This window comes from Streptomyces sp. NPDC037290 (genome assembly GCF_055603245.1).
This window is the reverse complement of record NZ_JBVJVZ010000078.1, coordinates 1-5,594: the sequence shown is the minus strand read 5'-3', so window position 1 is coordinate 5,594 and position 5,594 is coordinate 1. Positions and strand designations below refer to the sequence as shown.

The window sequence follows — 5,594 nt, the reverse complement described above, 5'->3', positions numbered from 1 at the left end:
CCGGCCACCGCCCGATCGAGGTCTACCGCACCCCGACCCTGCATCCCCAACTTTCAGAGCAAGATCAGTGAGCCACAAACTTGACGCGGGACACGTTGGTGTCCACCACGGCGTAGGCCTCCATGGCCCGGTAACCTGCATGCCGGGTGGCATCGATGACGTAGGTCGCCAGCGTCTTGCCGATCCCCTGGCCCCAGTACTCGGGAGCGACCATGAGGTCGAAATTGGCGATGTGATCACCGTTTCCGGAGCGCATGGGCTTGGTCATCATCGCTGCGACCAGCATGCCCTCCCGCTCAGCGACATACACAGCGGACCGGGCCGGCGCCAGCCAGATGGCTCTGGCATCTGCTTCCGTGGAATCCACCGGATAGGGATGCGTCTCCCCGCGGGCCACGATGCGCTGCCACAGCGGCCAGATACGCGGCCAGTCCATTTCCTTGTCCGCGACGCGCAGCGTTACACCCGCATCGGGTGCAACCGGCGTCATGCACGGGTACATGAACATCTCCTTCTTCCTTCAAACAGAGCGCGCCGCACATGCACGGCGAAGCCCTGCCGGTTCGGAAGGAAGGTCCTCATGGTGCATGTGTGTGGTTCTCACACGCTCACTCGGCTCCGTGGCCGGGAGTAACGTGTCCCGGGGCTGAGTTAACAGCCACCTGCAGTTAGGCGTAATACTCGTCCAGCAGCAAGTGCGGGCATATAACGCAACTTTGTGAGAATGTGGATCCTTCAACGGCTTCTGCCGCTGGGCGCAGACAGCCCGGTTGCCTCAGCAATCGCCCCGCCGAGGAAGGTCCTCAAGATGCTGCTCTGACCACTATCAACCGACAGTAACCACCGCAGGAACCAGACCCCACGGAATAAAACACGCATCACACACAACCAGTTGGCTCTGGCCCGTAGTCGGTGGTGACGTTGGGTGTCCGTTAGGGCAGGAGGATGCGGTGGCGGAGGAGGTCGGATCCGGCGCGTCCGTGCATCTGTCTCGTGATCCTTTTGGTGCGGGTGTTGACGCCTTCGGTGCGGCCGTTGTGGTAGGGCAAGGTGAGGCCGGCATTCACGGCGGCTCGGTCGATTTCGAGGCCGTTGGTGAGACTGCGCAGGTGGGGCAGGTCTGCGGCGCGGGCGGTGGTGATCCAGTCGGTGAGTTTGACGTCGTTGCTCTCGGCCGGTTTCAGCAGGGTGGCGAAGGGCGTACGAGATCGGCGAGTGCGGTCATCTCCGGGCAGGCCGCGGCGATCTTCTCCGGCAGGGTCGTTTCCTTCGGGCGCAGATTGTCGGGGTCGGTGAGCAGGAGGCGGCTGGCGTGGCGCGGGGTGGTGACGGGGCGGTCGCCTTCGGCGCGGCGCTGGTTGAGGTAGCGAACCAGTAGGTGGGCGCTGCCGGTGTAGCCCAACTCTTGGATCTCTTCGAGGAGGTGGGTGACCGGGATGGCGGGATCCTCGGCACGGCGCCGACGCAGGTGGTCGCGGTAGGGGTCGACGAGGGTGGGCCGGTAGGTGGGGGCGATGCGCAGGGCCTGGGGTTCGGGCATGCGGGCATATCGTTTGACGGTGTTCAGGGCCAGGTTGAGGCGGCGGGAGCAGTCGAGCAGGCCGACGCCCTGGCCGAGGAGATCGTGGATCTTGTTCCAGCGTTCCCGGGTGGTCTGCTCGCGTACTCCGCCGGGGCGGGGCGGGTTGATGGTGGCCCAGCAGCCGGCGTGCGCACGGACCTCGAGCAGGACCTTGTCGCACAGGTTGCGCCAGAGGTGCCAGCGGTCGCTGACCTGCACCGCGTCGGGCAGGGCACGACGGACGGCCTCGGCGTAGGTGGCCGATCCGTCCCGGCACACGACTTCGACACCGCTGCCGTGCTCCCGCAGCCAGGACTCCAGGGTGGCCGCCTCGCGGTCGGGCAGGACCGCAACGCGTCTGCCGGTCTCGGCGTCCGTGATGATCGTGGCGTATCGGTGCCGGCGGCGCAGTGCGAAATCGTCCACGCCGATCACCCGCGGGACCGCCTGCTGCGGCAGCGGCAGGCCCCGCAGATAACGCAGGGCAGTACTGCGGGAAACGGGCACAGCCAGCAGACCGGCGAGGCGGGCGGCCGCCCGGCCGCATAACTCCCGCGTCACCTGGGATATCTGCCCGACAAGACGCACCGTGCGGCGTTGATGGCGCTCCAGCAGTCCGGGAATCTGCTCGCGGAAGGTCTGCCGCCGGCAGCCCGGGACAGGGCAGACCAGCCGTCGTACGCGCAGGCGGACGACGACCTGGCGGCCGTCAACAGGCACGTCCGTGACCGTCCGGCCGTGGTACCCGTGCACCTTCGCCGTCGGCGTTCCGCACACCGGACACGGAACCGCCACATCCCGGGTCCGGGCGGATACCACCACCGCGTCGCCGCCGTCCGCCACGTCCTCGACGACCAGCACCGAAAGCCCTGAAAACACCGTGACCACAAGGGAGTTGACATCCATCACAAGATCATGATCATGGATGACTACTCGGCGTCACCACCGACTACGGGCCAGAGCCAAGTCACTGACACGCCCCTGACACGCCCCTCGGTGCCGGCGCCGGGTCGGGTTTGTCGGTGGTGGCCAGTCGGGCTGTAGGAGCGTGCTGGCGGGAGGCCGGATTGTGGCCACGGCATGATGGTCGCTGTCTGGCGGGGCGGGGTGTGGGGTATGTGCGGGTTCAGGATGTCTGGAGAGAGGGGTGGCGGGGATGCAGGCCAGTGTGGGCGACAGGCTTCTTGTCCTCGGCAGGATCGTGGGCCGGGGCGACCGGAGAGGCGAGATCATCGAAGTGCTGGGCCGGGACGGTGCGCCGCCGTATCGGGTGCGTTTTGATGATGGGCGGGAAACCCTCATGACGCCTGGCCCGGATGCCGTCGTCCGGCCCCTTTCCGGGGGGCAAGAGGTGAAGCTGCCTTGACGGAGGCCTCCCGGCGGATGGCTGTGAGTACGGGGCAAGACAGCGGCTGCGCAGTCGATAGTTCGTTCGTGAGGCGGGCACGCGTGAGCGCCGTCGATGCGCCCGATAGCTCGCGGGCTCTTTGCCGCCGACGGGTCCCGGGTATGGCCGGGGTGGCGCGCCCTTGAGCGTGGCGAGGGCGAATGACAGGCAGGAGTGACGGTTGCCATCGGCTTGTGGGGAAGGCTCGGTGCCATCTCCGTCGCGGCGTGTGCACAGTCCCTGCCGGGGGATGGGTCACACCAGGGCTGCCACCCGGCCCCACCACACCCTCAACACCGCCAGCCCCGATAAGTTGACGACGCCCGGAGGAAACCTTCCACGTTTACGACGACCGCCTCGCGTCGGTCGAGTTGGTGTCAGCCGAGGTGAGCGTGACGCAGCCCGGCGAGATCACCCAGTATCTGGAGACGTTCGAGTGACTCCGCGCCATGGCCGTGTACGGGGCCGAGGCGCGCGCTCTTGTCCTCCAGACCATCGACGCCCTGGGCTGACCGGTGTGGCGGGAGCCCGCGGGCACCTGAAGTCCGCGGGATCCCGCCCTGCTCACGGCACCAGAGCATGAAGCCGCAGACAGTGGGATGAAGATATCGACCGAGATCAACTGTGGCAGTGCGGCGCATTTATTCAGACAGTCATTCTGAAGAAGTAGACCGGGTTCTTGCGGTGCAGTGTACCCTCGGTGCTGTCAAGTTGCTGGCGGGGCTGGTGAGTTGGGGGTATGGCGAGGGGGGGTGTGCCTGGGGGTGGCACCTCAGTCAGCCGGTCGCGGGCATGCCGGTGATGGTCTTCCAGATGCGGAATCGTTCGGTCATCTCGGTGCGGTAGTCACTGGCTGTGATCAGATGCCGTCGGGGTCGGAAGTGGCTGGAGATCCGGGAGAAGGTGGACAGGAATCTCTGGGCTGCACCGCTGGAGCGGAAGTTCTTCATGGCGCGTTCGCGTTGCCTGGTTGGCTGGTGGCTGTTCTCGGCCCGGTTGTTCAAGTACTTGGAGGAGCGGTGCTCGGCCGAGGGCATGACCTGCCGGTGGGCTGCTCCGTAGCTGCGCAGCTTGTCCGGGACGATCACACGGGGGACGTATTCAGGGCCCTTGAGGAGCTTGCGGAAAGACCGCTTCGCCGCCGCGGTGTCACGTGTGTTCGTCACGAGGATGTCGAGTACGTTGCCGTCCTGGTCGACGGCCCGTCAGAGGTAGCGCATCCGGCCGTTGACCTTGGTGAATACCTCGTCCATGTACCACTTGTCGCCGGGCTGGGGCTGTCGGCGACGTAACTCCTTGGCGTAGGCAGGACCGAAGGCAGCACACCAGGCCCTCACCGTCTCATAGGAGACGGTGATGCCACGCTCGAAGAGGAGTTCCTCGACCTCCCGGTACGAGAGTGGAAAACGATGATACAGCCACACAGCGTGACCGATCACCTCTGCCGGGAACCGGTAGCCCTTGTACGACAGCGCGTCCACGACCAGTCCCCTCCTGACGATCTACACCAAGATCATCGCATGAGCCGCGAAGAACCTGACAGCACCGGCACGACACTGCTGCCACCCGTTCACAGGATCACGAGTGGGGCCGGAGGTTCTGGACCTTCCGGCACGAGCGGGCACGGACGGGTGAGGAGGCCCCCGGCCGGTGGCGTGCTGAGTGAGACCACCACAGCAACGACAAGGGGTTTCGTCACGTCACCCCGCCTGACCAGGCCACTTCACCCGGCCAGGACAGGGTGATAGAGGTTCACAGACAGGCTGTGGTTGTGTACACGTCGCCAGCCTTGACCGGGCGCGTGCCATCCACCATGTCTGTCCAGGCGACGGTGTATCCGGACGGCACGGGGAACTGCTCGCGGTACCCGCTCGAGCACTCCTTGACCCATAAGAAAGTCCCGGGAGCGGGGCTGACCATCCGGGCCCAGTTCGAACGGCACGAGGGGCTGTAGCGGAGCTGGATGATTCCCCGCGGCGTGGACACCTGCGCCACGGTGTAGGCATCAGCGCTGCAGCCGGCCTGGTCGGGATCAAGCCCCCTGCAACCTGAGCTGTAGCAACCGGCTGCCGGAGCAGCCTGGGCGGATGGGGCAAACGCAGCGCCTGTCACCGACATCAGCACACCAAGACCTACAGCGATAAACCTTTTCATCGCCTACCTCCTTGAACGACGGGACGTCAAAGGCCTTGTGACGCCGAGAACTTGAGCGGCACAACAGTGGACTGCGTACCTCACGCGCGAAAGACCCTTTTCAGGCCGCGTCCAGGCCGCGGTCGAAAATGAGACGAGAGCACAAGTCCTGAACGCAACGGTCAAGTATCCATTCAAAAGGTCGTGATCCGGCTCGCGGTCTGACGATGGGACAGGTGACGGGTGGGTGGGGCAGGATTCGTGGTCATACCGTCCGCGCTGGGGTCCGCGTCGCGTGAGGAGCTCCTCGCGTTGATCGGGCTGCTCCAGCGGCAGGTGACGGCCGCGGAGGCCCAGGCCGCCGAGCTCGCGGCGGCCAACGAACGACTGACATCCCGGGTCGCGGAGTTGGAGCGGCGATCGTGCCCCTCTTCGTGGTGTTGGCGATCAATCGGTAGGCGTGTTCGGGTTGTTGGGTAGCGCGGGGGCGCTTTCGGGGCGGTCGTGGTAGAG

Annotated in this window: 3 protein-coding genes and 3 pseudogenes; 2 read left to right on the top strand and 4 right to left on the bottom strand. The window is 65.8% G+C overall.

Annotation, left to right across the window (positions count from 1 at the left end; all coding sequences use genetic code 11):
- Positions 1 to 64: 64 nt before the first annotated feature.
- Both ACZ7HQ_RS44650 and ACZ7HQ_RS44645 read right to left on the bottom strand, forming a co-directional pair.
- On the bottom strand, positions 65 to 508 hold the full coding sequence (locus ACZ7HQ_RS44650) for a GNAT family N-acetyltransferase (RefSeq protein ID WP_471003151.1): 444 nt from the start codon (positions 506 to 508) through the stop codon (positions 65 to 67).
- A 424-nt stretch (positions 509 to 932) separates the two neighbouring features.
- A pseudogene (locus tag ACZ7HQ_RS44645) lies at positions 933 to 2,467 on the bottom strand (ISL3 family transposase).
- A 250-nt stretch (positions 2,468 to 2,717) separates the two neighbouring features.
- On the opposite strand from ACZ7HQ_RS44645, the gene ACZ7HQ_RS44640 reads away from it, so the two are divergent.
- Positions 2,718 to 2,927: a DUF1918 domain-containing protein gene (locus ACZ7HQ_RS44640; RefSeq protein ID WP_471003148.1), complete on the top strand. Its 210-nt coding sequence runs from the start codon at positions 2,718 to 2,720 to the stop codon at positions 2,925 to 2,927.
- A 344-nt stretch (positions 2,928 to 3,271) separates the two neighbouring features.
- Positions 3,272 to 3,460, top strand: a pseudogene (locus ACZ7HQ_RS44635) (transcriptional regulator); the annotation flags it as partial.
- 264 nt (positions 3,461 to 3,724) lie between these two features.
- On the opposite strand, the pseudogene ACZ7HQ_RS44630 reads toward ACZ7HQ_RS44635, so the two are convergent.
- Positions 3,725 to 4,429 (bottom strand): annotated as a pseudogene (locus ACZ7HQ_RS44630) (IS6 family transposase).
- 271 nt (positions 4,430 to 4,700) lie between these two features.
- Positions 4,701 to 5,066 carry a DUF2690 domain-containing protein gene (locus ACZ7HQ_RS44625; protein WP_471003154.1) on the bottom strand — a complete coding sequence of 122 codons (366 nt, stop codon included), beginning with the start codon at positions 5,064 to 5,066 and terminating at the stop codon, positions 4,701 to 4,703.
- Between the last annotated feature and the right edge of the window lie 528 nt (positions 5,067 to 5,594).

Coding starts and splice junctions, on each gene's coding strand:
- ACZ7HQ_RS44650 (WP_471003151.1), bottom strand. CDS start 508: ATGTTCATGTACCCGTGCATGACGCCGGTTGCACCCGATGCGGGTGTA.
- ACZ7HQ_RS44640 (WP_471003148.1), top strand. CDS start 2,718: ATGCAGGCCAGTGTGGGCGACAGGCTTCTTGTCCTCGGCAGGATCGTG.
- ACZ7HQ_RS44625 (WP_471003154.1), bottom strand. CDS start 5,066: ATGTCGGTGACAGGCGCTGCGTTTGCCCCATCCGCCCAGGCTGCTCCG.